Source organism: Njordella calcicola, assembly GCF_056494125.1.
The window spans coordinates 4,317,179-4,336,073 of sequence record NZ_CM151396.1; the positions used below are offsets into that span (position 1 = coordinate 4,317,179).

Sequence of the window (18,895 nt, forward strand, 5' to 3'; positions counted from 1 at the left end):
AACATCGGTCGCTGGAAAATCGTCGACGTCACTAACTCGATCGGATCTTGCGTGAAGGGCTTGGCGCAGTTCCGGCAACAGCACAGCAACCTTGTTACCGGCCTACAGAGGCGGTTTCTTGACCAAGTGCTGCTGCAGATAATCCGCGCGGACGACATTGCGTTCCGAACTGGATAGATTGCGACCACTAATCTTTTGTAAATGTGCCGGTTGCGTATGGATGAACAATTTATTGACCGTCTCGATATCAACGTCTTGTATCAGCTTCAAATTCACGCCCATCCGGACCTTTGAGAGATAGTTCATTGTCTCTTCGCTGCTGATCTTGCGAGCTGTGCACAGAATGCCTAAGGCTCTGGACACGTCGTCATGCAAATCGCGATTTTTTTCGTTCATCAAAAAATCTCGCGCTTTACGCTCGTAATCGATCATCACAGGAATAATCTCTCGAACTTGCTGAATCAATTCCTCTTCCGATCGGCCCAGGGTGATTTGGTTGCTGACTTGGTAAAAGTCCCCCATGAACTGCGACCCTTCGCCGAACAGTCCCCGCACCGCAACATTGATCCGCTGGAACGATCGAAAGACCTTGTCCATCTGCTTGGTCAACACCAGCGCTGGCAAATGCAACATAACGGAAACTCTCAATCCCGTTCCAACGTTGGTTGGACAAGCGGTCAGAAAGCCAAGCGTGTCGCTAAAGGCGATATTCATCTTGGCTTCGATCGCGTCGTCGATGGCGTTGATCTTCTTCCAAGCGGTCTTCAGATCCAATCCGCTTTGCATAATCTGAATTCGCAGATGATCCTCCTCGTTGACCATCACGCTGAACTGCTCTTTGGAATCGATCAGCACACCGCGAGCGCCAGACGTTTCGCTTAATTCGCGACTGATGATCTGCCGCTCCATCAAGAACTGGCGATCGATTTCCTCCAACGCCTCGACGTCAATGAACTCTGGTTTGCCAGGCAATTTGAAGCTCTTCAGTTTACGCCGAAACTCTTTGAGCAGTGTTTCCTGGTCCTTCGGCGTGCATTTACGAATAAATGGGTAGTCCGAAAAATTCCGGGCCAACCGAATACGACTGCTAATGACAATGTCCGATTCCGGACCACTGCCAGCCAGCCAAATACCACATTGTTGAGCTAATTCGTTTAAATTCACAGATCAAGCAATCCGCACTTGTTAGGTCTCGCCAGTTTCCGCCTCGGGATGGTCCGACGATTCGTTGTTTTCTAGTGTTTTGATTTGGTCACGCAGACGGCCGGCCGCTTCATAATCCTCGCGATCGATGGCCTCTTTCATTTCGCGTCGCAGTTGTATCAACTCTTGACGATGGTCTTGTGTCACAGCCGAACGCGCAGGACGCTTGCCGCGATGCGTGACCGCGCCATGGATATTGATCAACAGCGGCTCCAGTTCATCGCTGAAGCAGACGTAGTCGTACGCACAGCCCAAGCGGCCTGCGTTGCGAAACTGAGCGAATGTGATACCGCAAACTGGACAAGTTTTCTGCTCAGATTCGGCAATTTTTTCTGCCGACTGCTCAATTTTTAGTTGCTGGGCCAGCATGTTCGCCAGAGCCGTTGCAGGCGTTTCTTCGCTGCCTTGTGCCAAATAGACTCGCGCATGATCCTCGCACAGGTGCAGCGCAACGGGTCCATCGGGCTCAGTAAGCTCCGTAATATGGAATGTTGCAGGTTTATCGCAATGTTGACATTTCATCGCATGAGTTCGTTCGGCTAAGCTTTTTTCAGGGTTTGACGCAACCGGTGAGCCAGGAAAGCGATCGCAACTTACGCGTTGCAGCTTTGCACAAACAATCCGTTGCCTTATATTCCGCCTAATCTTCTGCGAACAAAGTAGCACCCAAGAGCAACATTCTAAAGGGGGCTTCCCGCTTTCGCGGCGACTTCAATACTATGTAGCAAAGGCGTCGAGCTTAAAGTTAGGCATCTTTTCGCAAATTGTCCATGATTATATGCCTCAGTTCAATTCTATGAAGACCGCTCCCAATTTCGACCGCTTTTCCGACTTAGCTGCCCAGCACGACTTTGTACCCGTCTACCGACAACTGCTGTCAGATGTCCTGACGCCCGTCAGTGCCTTTAAATTGCTGGACGACGGCATTACCGCCGCTTGTCTATTTGAAAGCGTCGTCGGCGGCGATACCGTCGGACGCTACTCGTTCATCGCCGTCGCCCCCACTGGCAACCTACGGGCCTGGGGCCAGCAAATCGAAGAAGAAATTGCCGACGGTTCCACCGAAGATTTCGAACACGAGGATCCACTGGAAGTGCTGCGACAACGCATCGGCGAGCAGTCGGTGGCGGAAGTCCCCGGCTTGCCCCCATTTCTGGGTGGTGCGATCGGTTATGCTGCTTACGATGTCATTCGATACGTCGAAAGATTGCCCAATGTTCCCCAAGACGATCGACAATTACCAGATCTGGACTTCGGGTTCTACCGCACCATCGTGATTTTTGACAACGTCAACAAGACCATGTTCGTGGTCCACTTGGCTTGCATTGATCAATTCGAAACGCACCAAGCAGCATACCAATTCGCTAGCGACGAGATCGCCGCAGTCGTCGCAAAGCTTTCGATGCCAGCGCAGAATCTGCAGCCTCAAGATATCAGTTTTCAAAGCAAGACGGCCGTTCAAGTGGAATCGAATTTCACGCAAGATCAGTTCTGCGATGCGGTCCAGCAGTGCACGGAGTACATCCGAGCAGGCGATATCTTTCAAGTGGTGATCTCGCAACGATTCGAAGTCGACGCGAAACTCGACCCTTTCGAAGTGTACCGCTCGCTGCGAGTGATCAATCCGAGTCCTTTCATGTTTTTCCTGCGCACCAAACATGTCACGTTAGTGGGCGCATCTCCGGAAGTCATGTGCCGCGTAAAAGATGGCCGCGTCACCGTGCGTCCGCTGGCAGGCACGCGCAAACGTGGTGAAGACGAAGCGGAAGACCGCCTGCTGGCTCAGGAGTTGTTGTGTGACCCCAAAGAGCGTGCGGAGCATGTGATGTTAGTGGACCTAGGTCGCAATGACGTTGGCCGAATCGCGAAACTAGGTAGCGTGGAACTGCTGGATGTGATGTCGATCGAACACTATTCGCACGTCATGCATATCTCATCAACCGTGCAAGGCGAATTGGCCGCGAACAAGACGTACATGGATGCTTTCAAAGCGACCTTGCCGGCTGGGACGGTCAGCGGAGCTCCCAAGATCCGCGCGATGGAAATCATCGATGAAATTGAGCCGACCAAACGTGGACCTTACGCCGGCGCCGTAGGTTACTTTGATTATCGCGGCAACACGGACACTTGTATTGCGTTACGTACCATGGTCTTCTGCAAGGATAAGATTTACATCCAAGCGGGAGCCGGGATCGTGGCCGATAGCGTACCGGAAATGGAGTACCAAGAGACGGTCAATAAGTCCAAAGCGATGGTACGAGCGATTGAAGCGACGATGGATCGGCTATCATGAGCGAAGATCAGGAGACTCACGAATTTAACGAGACGGAGGAAGTTGCGGCAGTTGGCAGTTCGGGGCCATGGTCGATTCTGCTGTGTGCGATCGCTGGTTTTGCGGGCATGATTCTGTATTTTCTAGTTGGCAGTCGCAACGAAAGTGGATATCTGATTTCGTTTGTCGCTTTTGCTGCGCTGATGTATGCCACGCTGTGGGCCAGCAGCCGAAATGACGAGTCGTCCTCGTAGCAGGCACACTCCGTATGCCGTCGCCTTCTTCACCCTCCTGTGGGAGGGTCGGCCGCGAGTACCACGAGCGACCGGGGAGGGAGCATCATTTAGACGCAAAATTTCTAGATCATGTCGCAGAGCAGCTTCGTTTAACCGTCAGCCGCAGGCGTACGCGCCCCCCCCCGTAGGCCGGTAACAAGGTCGCTGTGCTGTTGCCGGAACTGCGCAAAGCAGCTTAGCGTTGTGACTTAACACCCATTCCCACCATCGTCATCACGGCCGCAAAAGCCATGTAAAACACCACTGCAATTCTTGCGGAGATGGGCTGCGGCGATTCGATCTTTGACGTCGCGGCAGGCTTACTCTTGACTTTCATATAAGCCAGCTCTTCACGAAATGAACCCATCTGCTGCGCATTCATCACCTGATAAGTCATCAGGCTGCTAGGCTGAGAGCTCGACTGGCTAGCACCAGACTTCACGATCCTCTCCGATTCGATCACAAAGTCATCTTGGAAGGGAATCACTTTTCGCGTCGCGCTTTGCACGATGTTGTTTTGCTCTATGGAGACCTTGGTGACGCGGAAGTTCAGCGCAGGAGCTAAAACAATCTTCAGCGTTTTTGGCTCTTTCGAATCCTGGGCAATCAAAGCGATCGACCACTCCGAATCGTCACCCCCAGCACTGATCTCTGCCAGCAGCCACTGATCGTGCGTTGGAAGCTGCTCTTCCATCAAGCTAAAAAAATCACCGTTCAGTAGCCATTGACGCATCGCTGCATCTACCTTGATGGTCGCTTGGCGTCGTTCGACATCCGATGAGATGCTGCGTGTGTTTCGCGACATGGCCGTCGCCGCTCGTTCAGCCCGATACGCCGCGTTGGGGATGATAATCAATGCTAACTCACCACTTGGGTCGCTGGCCGAATACCAGCGTCCTTCGTCGGTTTTCATCGCCCGCAAACGCCAGTCGGGCGCAGCGCCCATCGAGCTGTTGCCAATCGACTTGCCGACCGAATCGATAGCCATCGGAAGGTCGGCTGCCAATCGCCGCTGGAAATGGAGTTGAGCACGCGTGAGCAGATCTTCCCAGACGCTAGCTTGCTGCGGATCGCTTGGCCGAACCTTTTTGACTTGCTCCATCACACTCGCTAAGCGTTGGCTACGCGTCAGATCATCTACCGGTAGCTTGGGACCAAAAATGGTACTGGCATCCCAACCATATGCGGTTGCTTGAACGGACAGCCAGTTTTCAAAATCATCGCTAACTTCAGACCAAGGTTTGCCCAGCTTGTCGGCCACCGCTTGCTCAAACGCTTCGGCACTTTCAACATTGCACAAGTGATAATAGTCTTGCGTACGAATGTGTTCGATCAAGTAAGTCGCCAAAGCGCCACCAACCACGCGGTGTTCGTTGCTATCGATGCCATAGAAGTCGGGCTGTGTCAGATCGCGTGGCTGAGCGACAAAGTCTAGCTTGCTGCGAGCCGCATAGTAATCGTCCATGACTTCTTCCGTAGGGCGACTGAAGTACTCAAGGTAGCCACGGATCAATAGGCTTGGTGGATTTACGCGGCTGGGCAAATCATTAAGCAAGGTTGCCAATGCACTTTGTCGCCAAACACTTTCGGGCACATTGTCGCTGGCGATCGAATCATGCAAAATTGCCCAGTTCGCCGAACTGGTCGTCAAGCCATTGGCGAGCGGCTTGGTTTGAATGATCACGGAGTTGGTCGCCGGACTATTGGTCACTTTGCGAATCTGCGTCACAAAGTCATCCAGCTCTTGAACCATCGGCGTTTCGACGGCAGAACTATCTAAGCCGACGAGGCGTATCGATGTCCCCTGGGCGATCGGTTGCCACAGCGAGCCGCCAAACAAACGATTATGAGCCAACTGATTTACGGCGATCCAACGCTGTACGATGGTCTTGGGAAAGTACGCGTCCATGGAGCCCGCCATGTATCGGCCTTCGACCAGCCCCCACAAACACAGCACGGCAGGCATCATGCCCAAGCAAAACACCCACACGTCCGAAATCCGCCGCTGCGAAATCACCAGCCGAAAGAGTAACCACAGCGTCAGCAAGATACTAAAGCCATAGATGACGCCCAGCCAGATCGATGCACCGCTGACAGCATTTTGAGCCCATTGACCGCCGGGAGTGGTCAGGCGATTATGCCAAAAGATCGAAAGTAGTCCGACGATCAGCGCAACCCAAGGAAAGACCGCGATGACTCGCGCAAAACCGCTGATTTCTGGTCGCTTTCCCAGTGGGCTAGAGTTGTCGAACTTTGTGGAAACCATAGTCTATACACTTTCAGAGAATCGGCCTCCCTTGGCCCAGACGTCGTTCAGAACTCCATTGTACTTATAGATGACCAATATGAAACGGACTCTTATTCGCGGCGGCCAAGTCGTTTTGCCGAGTGGTTGTGTCGAAACGAACGTACTGATTGAAGGGGGCAAAATAGCGGCCGTCGACGCAAGTCCCAACGCCGCGGCCGATAAAGTCATCGAAGCTCGCGGTCTGGTGTTATTTCCAGGCTTAGTCGACGACCAAGTGCACTTTCGCGAACCCGGCCTGACGCACAAAGAAGACTTGGCCACCGCATCCGCCGCATGTGCCGCTGGCGGCGTGACTTCATTCTTGGAAATGCCCAATACGATTCCCAATGCAACCAGCATGACCGAGATACGGCATAAGTATCAACTGGCCAGCCAGAAGTCGGTGGTCAACTACGGTTTTTATATCGGTGCAACTTGCCAGAACATCGACGAACTAAAACAAGCCACAGACGTCCCCGGCATCAAGATCTTCATAGGCTCCAGCACTGGCGATCTGCTGGTCGATGAGCAAACCGCGCTGGAGCGAATCTTTGCCGAGACCACATTGCCGATCTGCGCTCACTGCGAAGACGAAGCCACGATCAACTTGAATCGCAAGACGCTTGGCGAAATTCGCAGCGTGTCGGATCATTCTAAAATTCGCGACGAAACCGCAGCGATTCTCGCAACCAAGCGAGTCGCCGATTTGGCAACGCGTCACCGCCATCGCTTTCACGTCCTGCATGTTAGCACGGCGATTGAGTTGCCAATCATTGCCGCGACGCGACCTTGGTTCACGGCCGAAGTCTGCCCCCATCACTTGTTTTTTAGCACCGACGACTACGATCGATTGGGAACGAAGATTCAAATGAATCCATCGGTGAAATCCGCTAACAATCCACCCGCGTTATGGCAAGCGATTCGTGATGGAGTCATCCAAGTGATCGCGACGGACCATGCACCGCACACGCTGGAAGAGAAAGCGGCAGCATATCCGAAATCGCCCAGCGGACTGCCTGCGGTTGAGAACTATTTTGCACTGATGCTGGATTCGGCGGAACGACAAAACTTATCTTGGTCGCAGTTAGCCAGTTTGTGCTGCGACGCGCCGGCTCGCATCTGGGGATTGGTGGGCAAAGGGCGTATCGAAGTCGGCTACGATGCGGATTTGGTACTGGTTGATCCTCAGCGGAAGCGAGTCATCCGCGATGCAGAGCAGTTTACCAAATCGAAGTGGTCGCCCTGGAACGGAGTCGAGCTGCGAGGTTGGCCAGTGCAGACGCTTGTACTGGGCGAGTCGGTGTTTCGACTTGAGCCCGACCAGGCTGTAGGTCAAGTTGACACCCAGCATCGCGGCAGACAACTGCGTTACGATCACGGTCGCGGCGGCTACTGGTCAACGCTGGACGGCATCGGCCCAGAGTAGCTGGCACACTCCGCTGTGCCGTACACAAATCTATGCTTTGCCGCATAACTTCAAAGCTCATTCACCTATGGAGTCCGATTCGATCGCGGAGCGATCGACGACAATAAAACCCCAGGGCAAGTCATTTTTTAATCCAAGTCAATCAGCCGTTGAACGTTAGCTCACGGTTTCCAAGAGAACCGATGCTAACGCATTCCGGCTAATCGCGCAGACGGAAAAACTGACTAGCCTTGGATAAACCCAAAGCCTGGGAGCAAACGAGCAATCAATCTGATTAAACCTGCATAGCGGCCCAAATCGCAACCGCGTATGATTGTACCACCGCTGCTAACTTACTCTTCCAATGACAACTCTTCTTGCGACCTGGAACTTGCAAATGCCCGAACAAATTATGGAACAAAGTCCAACTTCCAAATGGTACAGCTTGCGGATTTGGCCGGTGGTACTATTCCTGGGCGGCATGGTACTGACAAAGAATATCCCCAAGCTAGTTTCCGACGGACCTAGCACCATTTGGATGATTGCTGGCTTTGGCCCTGTGCTTTGCGCCTTGGCCATTCTGATCTGGTGGTTAACTTTCAGCCGAGCTCGCTGGTTTGAACGTGTCGCTGGATTTGTTCTGCTGACCATTGGTTTAGTGGTCACTGTATTTATGCTCGATCCCAGCATGTATGGTGTCGCATTTATGGTCATGACGGTTCCGATGGGAGTCGCCGCGTTTGGAATCGCATTGATTGCACTTCGGAATGTACTAGCCGCGCGTCGAACCTGGATTGCGGTCGGTTTTGCCTTTCTCGGCTTCTTCACATCCACGCTATTCAAGTCAGATGGGATGTGGGGAAATTTTGCTGTCGGTTTGGATTGGCGTTGGAGCAAATCGGCGGACGAAAAGCTAGCCGAACAGAAGGCGGCCCTCGAATCCCAAGTGGTAGACGTTGACAGCACGGATATTACCGCCGCGCTTGCCAGTGCGCAGTGGCCCAACTTCCGAGGCCCGCAGTTTAGCAGCAGCGTGCCAGGGCTTGTGATCAATAAAGATTGGAAAGCGAATCCGCCTAAGCAAGTTTGGAAGATCCAAGTGGGAGCAGCTTGGTCGTCGATCGCTGTCGCTGGCGATTACCTGTTCACTCAAGAGCAACGCGGTGAAAACGAAGCAGTGGTCTGTTACCGAGCGACCGATGGCGCGGAGGTCTGGAGCTCGGAGACGCAGTCGCGTTTCTTTGATGCACTAGGCGGCTTGGGGCCCAGGAGCACGCCAGCACTCGCTGGCGAAGCGATCTACACGATGGGTGCCGAGGGATGGCTGCAACGCTTGGACGCGGCCACTGGCAAACTGGTATGGCAAGTCGACTTGCGCGAGGTCGCCCAGCGGACGCCGCCCATGTGGGGCTTCTCTGCTTCGCCTTTGGTACATAATGATGTGGTGGTTGTCTACGCTGGCGGCAACGGCAAAGGCATTATTGCATTCGATACCGCAGATGGTACTGAGCGATGGTCAGCACCGTGCGGCCAAGAAACGTACGGTTCTGTTCAAAGGCTGACCGTATTGGATCGCGAGTATCTCGCGCTACTTACCGACGAAGGGCTGCACTTGTATGAGCCATCCGATGGCAGCGTCGCGTTGAAGTATGAATGGAAGCATCAGGGGTATCGGTCTTTGCAGCCGCAGGTCATCGAAGGCAGCAAGATCTTGATCCCAACAGGTATGGGCTCCGGCACGCGGTTGATTGAAGTAGTCGAGCGAGAAGGCAAACTGGAAGGGACTGAGTTGTGGACATCGCGTAAACTCAAACCCGACTTCAATGACTGCGTTGTCCATGAAGGCTACGTCTATGGGTTTGACGATGGAATATTTGCTTGTATCAATTTGAAGGATGGCGAGAAGGCTTGGAAGGGCGGTCGATACGGTAAAGGCCAAGTGCTGTTGCTACCTGACAGCGATGCCTTAATTATTCAAAGCGAGACGGGCGAAGTGGTATTATTGGATGCGAGTCCCAGCGGCAACAAAGAGCTTGGCAAGCTTACATCGATGACCAGTAAAAGCTGGAACCATCCCGTCGTCGTTGGCAACAAATTGTTCGCTCGCACGGCCGACGAGCTAGCTTGCTGGGAATTGCAGTTGGCTGAATAGAGAACGATTTGCCGCTGGATGTTCGCGACCGTTGACTAATTGCCTGACTTCGAGTTTTCACGTTTCGCGCGAAGGTCCGCGTGTGGAGCAATGTGCAGATGTCTGAATGATACTTGTTCTGCCATAGGAATTTAACTTCTCGTGCGAACGGAGTCACAAATGACCGATGCGATTCACAAGCCCAAAAGCCGGTTTTGGCAATTCCGGCTCCGAACATTGCTCTCAATCCCGGTTTTGATTGCTATGTACTTTGCGATTGGAACTTATACTCATACGACAGGAGTTCGAGACGTATCGGAGCGATTGACACGCGAGAATGGTGGCAACACCGTGAATGCCAGATACGTTGCGCCACTTCTGGTAGAATTTCCAATCCTTGAAATGCGGCGTCCACCAGGCAAGCCTGACGTGTTTATTACCAAATCCGATTACTATCTATGGATATTCGGATTCACCGTCAAACTCCCTTATCGCAGCGTAATTGAAAGCGACCACGAGTGAGTGAAGGACAGATAAACGCCTACGAATCATGGCAGAACCAATAAGGATTGGACCTCGCGATTCTTAGAGGTCTCGACTAGCATGTAGGATTCGTGCTACATCGATACCATTAAAACTCGGCCTGAAGAAAATAACGTATCTTCCAACCGTAAACGAACGACAGCCGGGCACGCCAAATCCTGTCCTGACTTCACCCAACTCCGGATTCTCGGCCAATGTTTGACAGGCGGCCTTTCACTCTCCAAGCATCTTGATAGCCGCAGATGGGTTTCTGTCCGCAATGTAATTCGTGATACCTGCAATATCTTGGCTCGCTATTTCCGATAGAACGTACGTTAGATTCATTAGTCCTTGATTCGAGATTGCAGCGAACTACTCAGTTCCGAAAAAAATGACGAGCCGTCAACGATGTTGCCTTCATCAATTTGATCAAAACCCATCTGCACCTCAGATACCAATAGTTCTCGGGCCTGCAACAGCCTCAGGCTCTCAGACAGGACATCATTTTCACTCAGAAAACGACGACTTGCGACAAGAGAAGTTACAAATGACTCAAACTCGGGTGGAACGCTAATCTGCATGGCTTTTTCTCCTTCTTTCAGAAATTGTATCTTTCAATCAACACTTTTGCCACCGCAAACGGGCTTGCCGCACTGATGGGCCGGATTCGGATAACCAAAAAGGATTTGACAGCGCGAGTCTTCGAGCCGACGCTTAAATCATTTATTCAAGAGGCCCGGGTTGGTTGACGCTAGAGAGTCGATGCAGCTTAAATTGAACCAAACGATCGAGATAGGGCCCGGTTACCTGGTACTCCTGTCACAACATCTAGCATGCGGGTCCGCTACTGGGGCCGTTTCATTTTTTAAGAGCAAGCCTTTTCCAGACATCTAATAGACTTACCAAGCTGGTTGTTGATAGGTAGGCGTTAGTCAAAGTGCTTTGCAGGCTTCTTCTCACGGCAGGTTACCCTTCCGCAGTTGCCTTCGCCTCATGTCTGTTTCTTACGAGCTATTCATTTGGTATACTGATTCCCGTAAGAAAATCTGATCTGAACACAGGGGACAGAGAACTCACGCGAGTTCCGGCCCCCACAAACTCACGCCCATGTTAGACGTACATGCTATGGAGCCGGCGGTCGGATCGGTTTTGAAATCAACGTATCTCGCGCCGGCCCGCTGATGCGTAACTTTCGACCACATAGAGACAAATGGAAACTAACCCTTACGCTCCACTCGTTCATTCAACGAAAGTCCCGGACGACCAACCTTCCGAGTTGCGACGCGAATTAACGATCAACGAACGTCAGCATATACGCAAGTTACTTTTAGACCGTGTTCATCCAAGTACCTTTGACCGCTATTGCGAGGAAATCGGCATTTCGCGTCAGAACGCGGACAACATCCTTGCGAACGCCAATATTCGTCGTTCTTTGCTGCGAGATGGCTACCGCATCAAGCAAACGAGTCGAATTGCAGCCGTTTTCTTGATTTTAGTAGGCTTCGGGTTTCTTTTGACCTTGAATCCAATCAATTTTATCGCTGGCTCCGCTATTATGGGTTATGGCTTTTCAATGTATTCGACAGGGAGTCTTTTCCTGGTGCCATGCAGTGAATCTTTCATAAAGCGTGTGAAACAAATCTAGGAATCATCATGGATTCTAATGATTCCTAAGATTCGTACTACTTTCTGGCGGAACAAACACGGCATACATCGACAACAAAGGACGGGGACGAACAATGCAATCGAGATAGGGGCCCGGTTACCTGGAACACCTGTCACACCATCGGACATGCAAGTCCGCGACTGGGGCCGTTTCATCGCGTAAGATCAAGCCTGTTCCCGACATCTACATCGACTGACCAAGCCGGTTGTTGATAGATACGCGTCGGTCAAAGTGCTTTGCAGGCTTCCTTCCCACGCCCAGTCGCCGCTGGTCGCAGTTGCCTTCGCCTCGTGTCTGTTTCTTACGAGCTATTCATTTGGTATACTGATTCACGTAAGAAAATCTGATCTGAACACAGGGGACAGAGAACTCACGCGAGTTCCGGCCCCCACAAACTCACGCCCCTGTTGGACGTACTTGGATCGAAGCGGTGGATCGGCCGCTTCCTGAAATCCGAGTCTCTTGGCGGCGACTCGGTTACCGCTGACGTTAGCGCTAGAAGGAACGCGACAAGCGTCATGGCTCTGGAATGCCTCCCGCTTGCCGGGTGGATTGTTACGCTTCTCGCTACATAACCGCTCAGCCCCCTTCCCTCCCCTCTTTGCTCGGCGGCAAAGCCGCCGAGCAAAGAGGGGGGCGTTACAGGTGGTACCAGCGTATTAGCGAGAAACATGAAACTCCACTGGACAAGCCAGTGGTATCTAATGTCTGTTGTCGCTTGCACTCTCGTCCCTGCTGAATGTTGAAGTCACCTGTGGTACGGTAGTGTGATGTCGGAGACGGTCTCTGACTGAGACTAACACGTCAGCAGCGCGGACGACGGCACTCGATCCTCCGGGCAAGAACGCGTGCCCCGCTAAGCTATAAGGATTTGACATCGCGGAGTGAGGCACGAACGTAGCCGATGCTCAAGTCCTTTGTTCAAGAAGCCCGGGATGGTTGCGGCCGCAGATTCGATTCAGCTTCGCTTGGGTTTTGCTTTGGTCAGCAAGCTAGGTTTGGGTTGACAAACCGTGGCTTAGTTCTTCAACTCGTAGAACATGAACCTTGGATCGTATTCCCTCGGTGCTCATTGCCGCTTCGCCAAGCTGATAATGGTTCTGTTGGAAGTGTTGAGATACGCTTTTGGATCGCGGTGAATACAACTTTCCAACATCAGCGCAGAACTCTAGCGACCACACTGCCAAGTGAGTTTGATTTGGCTGGGTTTTGTCCAGTTCAATGCCATTCATTGGGCGCACCATCAATCTCTTCTAACCAACGCACTCGCAGGCTTCCTTCCCACGCCCGGTCGCCGCGGGTCGCAGTTGCCTTCGCCTCGTGTCTGTTTCTTGCGAGCTATTCATTTGGTATACTGACTCCTGTAAGAATATCGGAACTAAACACAGGGTACAGAGAACTCTCGCGAGTTCCGCACCCCACAAACTCACGCCCATGTTGGGCGTACTTGGATCGAAATGCTCGAATGCTCGTCATTGACTTGCTTAGAGTGAACTTCTCGCACTCGGCCAGCGCTGACTTTAACCGCGTGAAACCGGTCAAACCTGTCTTCCCGCATTAACCACTGTTTGACTGGCTCCCGCTGGCGACCGTGCTATACTTAAAGCGTTACTTTAACCACTAGGAACACTCAATGACCGCCGAACAAGTGATATCTGACGCGGCTTCGCTGCCACCATCCGACCGACTTCGGATTGCTCAGGCAATTTGGGATTCTTTACCCGAAGACGCTTATCCGGCGCCACGCCCCGAAATGAAGGCGGAACTTGATCGTAGAATGGCAAAGTATCGTGAGAATCCAGAGAGCGGTATGACGATTGATGAACTTCGTGGCCGGCTGGAGGCAGATCGAGCCAAATGAATGTACGTCTTGTCGACGAGGTCTATCTTGATCTGCGAACGGCTCGAGACTGGTACGACGGAAAGAGGGCTGGCCTGGGGGATGAGTTTGTGGACCAGTTTTTTTCTACTGTTCTTAGTTTGCCAGGGGTTTCTCTGCATCACGCGATTGACGAGACTGGATATCGCCCTATCCGAATGCCTCGGTTTACTGCTGTGATTTATTATGAACTATTTGATTTCGAGATCATCGTGGTTGGCGTTTTGGTGAATGGACGAAGCGCCTCTGCACTAAAGAGTCGCGGGTAACCAAGCGATCGAGATAGGGCCCGGTTACCTGGTACTCCTGTCACAACATCTAGCATGCGGGTCCGCTACTGGGGCCGTTTCATTTTTTAAGAGCAAGCCTTTTCCAGACATCTAATAGACTTACCAAGCTGGTTGTTGATAGGTAGGCGTTAGTCAAAGTGCTTTGCAGACTTTGACAGCCAGACATGATCCAGGCGCCTCGCAAGCTAGAGCCGAATGGAACCGCGTCGTTTCGTTCTAATCCCATTTGCATCAAGTTCCTGATGCGTGCCGACGGCTTCCGCCACTACTTCCAGTAACATGACCGCAAGCGACGGCGAACCCACTTATCCAGGTCGCTAAAGAAACTCTTGATTGGGACCAAGCAGAAGTAACCGGTCCAGCCCCGAAGATAGTAACCTAACCATTTCAAGCGATCTGACATCGATACGCTCCACGTTCGACGTGTTAACTCTCGAATTCGCTCTTTGAATTTGATCACATTCTTGGGGCTCACTCGCAACTGTCCGCCGTAACCGCTGAACTGGTATCCGAGGAATTCCAATCCATCTGTTTTGCGTACACTACTCTTGTCTTGGTTCACCACCAACTTGAGCTTGCAAGTTAAGTATCGCTGCACCGAAGCGAAGACTCGTTGGGCCGATCCTTACTCAAAGCTTCGAACGTCCTGGCCTAAACACAGAACGTTGGTACAATTTAAGAATGAATAACCATCGCCCAAATAACCGTGAGATTGTCCGGAAGCTTGATCTGAATGAAGAAGATGGCACGCTTGCTCCAGCGGGTTCTGACGCCGCGGAACGGGTTTTGATGATGTGGAGAATTGCGCAAGATTGTTGGGCTTTTGTCCCAGGAAACGATGCTAAACGAGAATTTCAGAGACATGTTACTCGCATTGAACGACGCGGGCGTTGAGTTTTTGCTCGTTGGTGCATACGCATTGGCGGCTCATGGCTGCCCACGCGCAACTGGCGATATTGACTTTTGGGTCCGTGCTGATTCGGAGAACGCAAAACGTGTGTTTTCTGCTCTAACCGCGTTTGGTGCTCCCACTTACCAAGTATCAATAGAAGATTTTGCTAAACCGGGTATTGTTTTTCAGATTGGTGTTCCTCCTCAAAGGATTGATATTCTGACAACGATTTCAGGGGTTTACTTTGAAGAAGCATGGGAGAATAAACTGACGGTTGAAATCGAAGGAATAACGGTCGCTGTCCTGGGACTCAAAGATCTGCTATTGAACAAACAATCGACTGGGCGAGAAAAGGACGCTGCCGACATACCGATAATCAAACGTCTGCTCGGATGACAAACCGATCGAGATAGGGGCCTGGTTGCCCTGGACACCTTTCACAACACTTAGCATGCGAGGCCGCTACTGGGGCCGTTTCATCGCGTAAGATCAAGCCTTTTCCAGACATCCCATTGTCTGACCAAACCGGGTCTTGATAGATAAGCATTGGTCAAAGTGCTTTGCAGGCTTCCTTCCCACGCCCAGTCGCCGCTGGTCGCAGTTGCCTTCGCCTCATGTCTGTTTCTTACGAGCGATTCATTTGGTATACTGATTCCCGTAAGAAAATCTGATCTGAACACAGGTGACAGAGAACTCACGCGAGTTCCGAACCCCACAAACTCACGCCCCTGTCGGGCGTATTTGGATCGAAGCGGTGGATCGGCCGCTTCCTGAAATCCGAGTCTCTTGGCGGCGACTCGGTTACCGCTGACGTTAGCTCAGAAGGAACGCGCCAAGTGTCATGGCTCTGGAATGCCTCCCGCTTGCCGGGTGGATTGTTACGCTTCTCGCTACATAACCGCTCAGCCCCCGTCCCTCCCCTCTTTGCTCGGCGGCAAAGCCGCCGAGCAAAGAGGGGGCGTTACAGGTGGTACCAGCGTATTAGCGAGAAACATGAAACTCCACTGGACAAGCCAGTGGTATCTAAAATCTGTCGCTTGCACTCTTGTCCCTGCTGAATGTTGAAGTCACCAGTGGTACGGTAGTGTGATGTCGGAGACGGTCTCTGACTGAGACTGACACGTCAGCAGCGCGGACGACGGCACTCGATCCTCCGGGCAAGAACGCGTGCCCCGCTAACCAATAAAGATTTGACATCGCGAGTCTTCGAGCCGATGCTCAAGTCCTTTGTTCAAGAAGCCCGGGATGGTTGCGGCCGCAGATTCGATTCAGCTTCGCTTGGGTTTTGCTTTGGACAGCAAGCTAGGTTTGGCTTGACAACCCTTGGCGTAATTCAACAACTCGTTGTTGACGAACCCTTGACCGTGTTGCCAGCACGCTCTTTGGCTCTGCAGCGTGCTGAAAATGGTTCTGTTGGAAGTGTTGAGATAAGCTTTTGGATTGCGGTGGATACAACTTTCCACGATCGGCGCAGAGCTCTATCGACCACACTGCCAAGTGCTTATGATTTGGCTGGGTTTCGTCCAGGTCAATGCTATTCATCAGGTTCACTTTCAACCTCTTCCAACCCCTTTGCAGCTAGCGCACCTGGATTGGTTCAGTTTAGAGTGCCGGATAGTCAATTTCTCGGGGCGGAAATTGGCTGGTTCGGGAAGTTGTTCGGGACGAATGGTTGACGAACGGGTGGGTTGGGGAGGACTTGCCCCGGAAAGGGATTTACGGATGGATTTTGATATAATTCTGGCAATACCGCGGGAGCTTGCTGCGTGTCCCACTGATACAGGGGATCGACGCCTAGCAATTGTTCAACCCGTCGCTCGATGATTTTGTCCTTGACTTCATCGCGCTTGGCCAAGTTCGCTTTGAGCTCTTCCAATTGCTTTTGTAGGTCGGCGACCTCTTGCTCACGCGCAGCTCGCATGGAATCATATTCGTTGGCAACAGCCGTAGTCAATGAAGCACGGATTGCCGCCTTCGCTTCACTATCTTTCTCTTGGCGATACTGAGCACTCAGCTTGAGCGTTTCAACATGTACTTTTGCGTATTCCATGCTCTCATAAGCTCTGCCGTCCGAAGTTCTATAAATTTCTCCATATTCTACCGAGGTAACTTGTCGGCCGTCTCGAACTCCACTCTTCATTATTGGGACTTGTTGCACTGTGACCTGATCTAGAGCCGCGGCTGGAGTTGCAGGATATAGCGGCGCATAAGACGTTTGCCCCGTCCATGTGTTGGTTGCGGGAACGTGAACAGTACCCGAATACGTTTGAATGGCGGGATTCGAAGTCTGCAAACCGGGATAACCTAATGTGGGCGAAGTGAATTGGGGAGAATTCAATGCGGATGGATTGAGTTGCGGGACTTCGGCTGGGGTTCGATTTTTCAAGGGCAACTGGTAAAAAGGATCTGTAACCTTGTTCGAATTCGCAGCAATCTCATTTCTCACTTTCGATAGGTCGCTTTCATACGTCGCGACGATGTCATCGAACTTAACCAAGCCTGGGCCGTAGCTTCGCAAACTAACCATGATCTTTTTGCAACCGTTCGGAATCTGGACGACACCTCTATACTCTTTCCACCCATGCCCAAGCGGCTTGCCACCGGTGTTGTTACGTAAAATGTGAATCACGCGTTTGCGCTCAAGCAACCGATCGTACTCGTCAACAAAAACAACATCAATACTTGCGCTATTCGGCTCGGAACCGAGCTTGGATGCCTCTACTTTTGCTGAAATCGCAATCGCTGGCTCCTTGGAATTATGCTGGAATGTTTGATTCCAAGTTGCGGCATCGAAAGGTCGAAACAAAGGATTTTCAATCTGTAAATTGGACTCCTTTGAAGCTTCGGTAGACTTTTTCCAAAAGTACCAGACGTCATTGCCTGAGGGGCCTTCTACCCAATATGCTGGTTTGCTCTTATCCCCCTCGTCGGCCTCATCAAGATTGCCGTTCTTGATCAGATTTTTGTTTGCTTCTAAGGCTTGAACTGTCGCTGGATTAGCAGGATCGAATGGCGGGACGGAGGACAATTGCGCTGGATAGCTGTTTTGAGTAGCCTGGCTAGTATTCAATCCTAGGGGGACTGGTTCAACCCAAAGCTCTTCGGTCTCAGGCTTGTAAATATACCGCATACCATCGGGGAGTTTTGGTAATTGCAAATTATTAGCATGTACGATCATGCTCATATATTCTTCGTGCGTGGCGGGGCCTTTACGAAAGCTGTTCTGCGTTTTGTACCGCTGCAACGCCTGCGGCAACTGAATTTCAAAAATGATTCTTTCCCGGTCATCGAAGTAGGTGCGAGCAGAACTAATACTCTCAAAGGATTGCGAAGGAGCGATGGGCTGGAAGCCGTCTCGATTCTGAACCTGTGGGTCCAAACCTTTTTTGAGATCGTTGATCGGGTCGTAGTAATTTTGGCTTGATAAAAAATCAGTTCCATTAAGCGGATCGGTTACTTTGGATAGATCCTCTTCGTAGGTGGCGACGATATCATCGAACATAACTACACCGGGACCGTAGCTGTGCAGGTTAACACGGATCTCTTTGCATTCTGGTCGGATTCGGACGACACCTCGATATTCTTTCCACTCATGTGTAAGCGGCTCGTCACCAATTTTCTTCGGCCCAATGTAAGCCACCCACTTGTGCTCAAGCCAGTTACCGTTCTCGCCAATAAATCTGACGCCAATCACTGCCCTATTGACCTCCGAAGCCTTTACTTTCGCTGAAATTGCAATCGCTGGCGCTTGGTAATCATACGCGAACGTCTGACTCCAAGTTGCGAAGTTAAATCGGTGAAACAAAGGATTCTCAATTTGCAAATAGGATTCCTTCGACGCTTCGCTTGGCTGTTTCCAATAGCAGTTGACGCCCTCGACCGGGGAATCTTCTACCCAATATGCTGGTTTGGTATTATCCCCCTTGTCGGCCTCATCAAGATTGCCGTTCTTGAGCAAGTTCTTGACTGGCTCATCGGCACGTGCTTGCGGCGTTGTTGTACTCCATTGGAAGCCTGCAACTACAACACTTACCGATAGCAGTGCAGATACAATCCATCGTAGTCTTCGCATC

The 18,895-nt window shown here is 51.7% G+C and carries 16 protein-coding genes and 1 pseudogene; 9 read left to right on the forward strand and 8 right to left on the reverse strand.

Going from position 1 to position 18,895, the window contains the following annotated elements; translation table 11 throughout:
- Window positions 1–102: 102 nt before the first annotated feature.
- Entirely contained in the window at window positions 103–1,164 is a 1,062-nt protein-coding gene (locus tag SH302x_RS16820) for a protein arginine kinase (protein WP_479363559.1), read from the reverse strand.
- A gap of 21 nt (window positions 1,165–1,185) precedes the next feature.
- Window positions 1,186–1,725: a UvrB/UvrC motif-containing protein gene (locus SH302x_RS16825; protein ID WP_479363560.1), complete on the reverse strand. Its 540-nt coding sequence runs from the start codon at window positions 1,723–1,725 to the stop codon at window positions 1,186–1,188.
- Between the two features lie 274 nt (window positions 1,726–1,999).
- Between SH302x_RS16825 and trpE the strand changes: the two genes are divergently transcribed.
- Window positions 2,000–3,496, forward strand: coding sequence for an anthranilate synthase component I (gene trpE, locus SH302x_RS16830; RefSeq protein ID WP_479363561.1), 1,497 nt, complete (start codon window positions 2,000–2,002; stop codon window positions 3,494–3,496).
- Window positions 3,493–3,729, forward strand: coding sequence for a hypothetical protein (locus SH302x_RS16835; RefSeq protein WP_479363562.1), 237 nt, complete (start codon window positions 3,493–3,495; stop codon window positions 3,727–3,729). Before trpE ends, SH302x_RS16835 begins: the two co-directional genes overlap by 4 nt.
- Before the next feature lie 217 nt (window positions 3,730–3,946).
- On the opposite strand, the gene SH302x_RS16840 is transcribed toward SH302x_RS16835, so the two are convergent.
- On the reverse strand, window positions 3,947–6,016 hold the full coding sequence (locus SH302x_RS16840) for a hypothetical protein (RefSeq protein WP_479363563.1): 2,070 nt from the start codon (window positions 6,014–6,016) through the stop codon (window positions 3,947–3,949).
- 79 nt (window positions 6,017–6,095) lie between these two features.
- Between SH302x_RS16840 and SH302x_RS16845 the strand changes: the two genes are divergently transcribed.
- The 3 genes from SH302x_RS16845 (at window position 6,096) to SH302x_RS16855 (ending at window position 10,095) form a co-directional block, all read left to right on the forward strand.
- Window positions 6,096–7,463 (forward strand): dihydroorotase, encoded by a 1,368-nt coding sequence (locus tag SH302x_RS16845; RefSeq protein ID WP_479363564.1) that lies wholly within the window; start codon window positions 6,096–6,098, stop codon window positions 7,461–7,463.
- 343 nt (window positions 7,464–7,806) lie between these two features.
- Window positions 7,807–9,594: an outer membrane protein assembly factor BamB family protein gene (locus SH302x_RS16850; RefSeq protein WP_479363565.1), complete on the forward strand. Its 1,788-nt coding sequence runs from the start codon at window positions 7,807–7,809 to the stop codon at window positions 9,592–9,594.
- Window positions 9,595–9,753: 159 nt separating this feature from the next.
- Complete coding sequence (locus tag SH302x_RS16855; protein WP_479363566.1) at window positions 9,754–10,095, forward strand: hypothetical protein; 342 nt, start codon at window positions 9,754–9,756, stop codon at window positions 10,093–10,095.
- A gap of 63 nt (window positions 10,096–10,158) precedes the next feature.
- On the opposite strand, the pseudogene SH302x_RS16860 reads toward SH302x_RS16855, so the two are convergent.
- Window positions 10,159–10,314 (reverse strand): annotated as a pseudogene (locus SH302x_RS16860) (type II toxin-antitoxin system RelE/ParE family toxin); the annotation flags it as partial.
- Between the two features lie 125 nt (window positions 10,315–10,439).
- Window positions 10,440–10,676 carry a ribbon-helix-helix domain-containing protein gene (locus SH302x_RS16865; RefSeq protein ID WP_479363567.1) on the reverse strand — a complete coding sequence of 79 codons (237 nt, stop codon included), beginning with the start codon at window positions 10,674–10,676 and terminating at the stop codon, window positions 10,440–10,442.
- A gap of 629 nt (window positions 10,677–11,305) precedes the next feature.
- Between SH302x_RS16865 and SH302x_RS16870 the strand changes: the two genes are divergently transcribed.
- Window positions 11,306–11,740: a hypothetical protein gene (locus tag SH302x_RS16870; protein ID WP_479363568.1), complete on the forward strand. Its 435-nt coding sequence runs from the start codon at window positions 11,306–11,308 to the stop codon at window positions 11,738–11,740.
- Window positions 11,741–12,753: 1,013 nt separating this feature from the next.
- Here the strand turns inward: SH302x_RS16870 and SH302x_RS16875 are convergent.
- Entirely contained in the window at window positions 12,754–12,993 is a 240-nt protein-coding gene (locus tag SH302x_RS16875) for a hypothetical protein (protein ID WP_479363569.1), read from the reverse strand.
- Window positions 12,994–13,394: 401 nt separating this feature from the next.
- On the opposite strand from SH302x_RS16875, the gene SH302x_RS16880 reads away from it, so the two are divergent.
- Entirely contained in the window at window positions 13,395–13,622 is a 228-nt protein-coding gene (locus SH302x_RS16880; protein WP_479363570.1) for an addiction module protein, read from the forward strand.
- On the forward strand, window positions 13,619–13,909 hold the full coding sequence (locus tag SH302x_RS16885) for a hypothetical protein (protein ID WP_479363571.1): 291 nt from the start codon (window positions 13,619–13,621) through the stop codon (window positions 13,907–13,909). The genes SH302x_RS16880 and SH302x_RS16885 overlap by 4 nt, the downstream gene beginning before the upstream one ends.
- A 286-nt stretch (window positions 13,910–14,195) precedes the next feature.
- Here the strand turns inward: SH302x_RS16885 and SH302x_RS16890 are convergent, their stop codons facing one another.
- Window positions 14,196–14,528 (reverse strand): group II intron maturase-specific domain-containing protein, encoded by a 333-nt coding sequence (locus SH302x_RS16890; RefSeq protein ID WP_479363572.1) that lies wholly within the window; start codon window positions 14,526–14,528, stop codon window positions 14,196–14,198.
- Window positions 14,529–14,792: 264 nt separating this feature from the next.
- Here SH302x_RS16890 and SH302x_RS16895 point away from each other — a divergent pair, with 264 nt between their 5' ends.
- Window positions 14,793–15,218, forward strand: a complete 426-nt coding sequence (locus SH302x_RS16895) for a nucleotidyltransferase (protein WP_479363573.1) — start codon at window positions 14,793–14,795, stop codon at window positions 15,216–15,218.
- 1,222 nt (window positions 15,219–16,440) lie between these two features.
- Here the strand turns inward: SH302x_RS16895 and SH302x_RS16900 are convergent.
- A complete protein-coding gene (locus tag SH302x_RS16900; protein WP_479363574.1) occupies window positions 16,441–18,894 on the reverse strand; it encodes a hypothetical protein in 2,454 nt (817 codons plus the stop codon).
- Between the last annotated feature and the right edge of the window lies 1 nt (window position 18,895).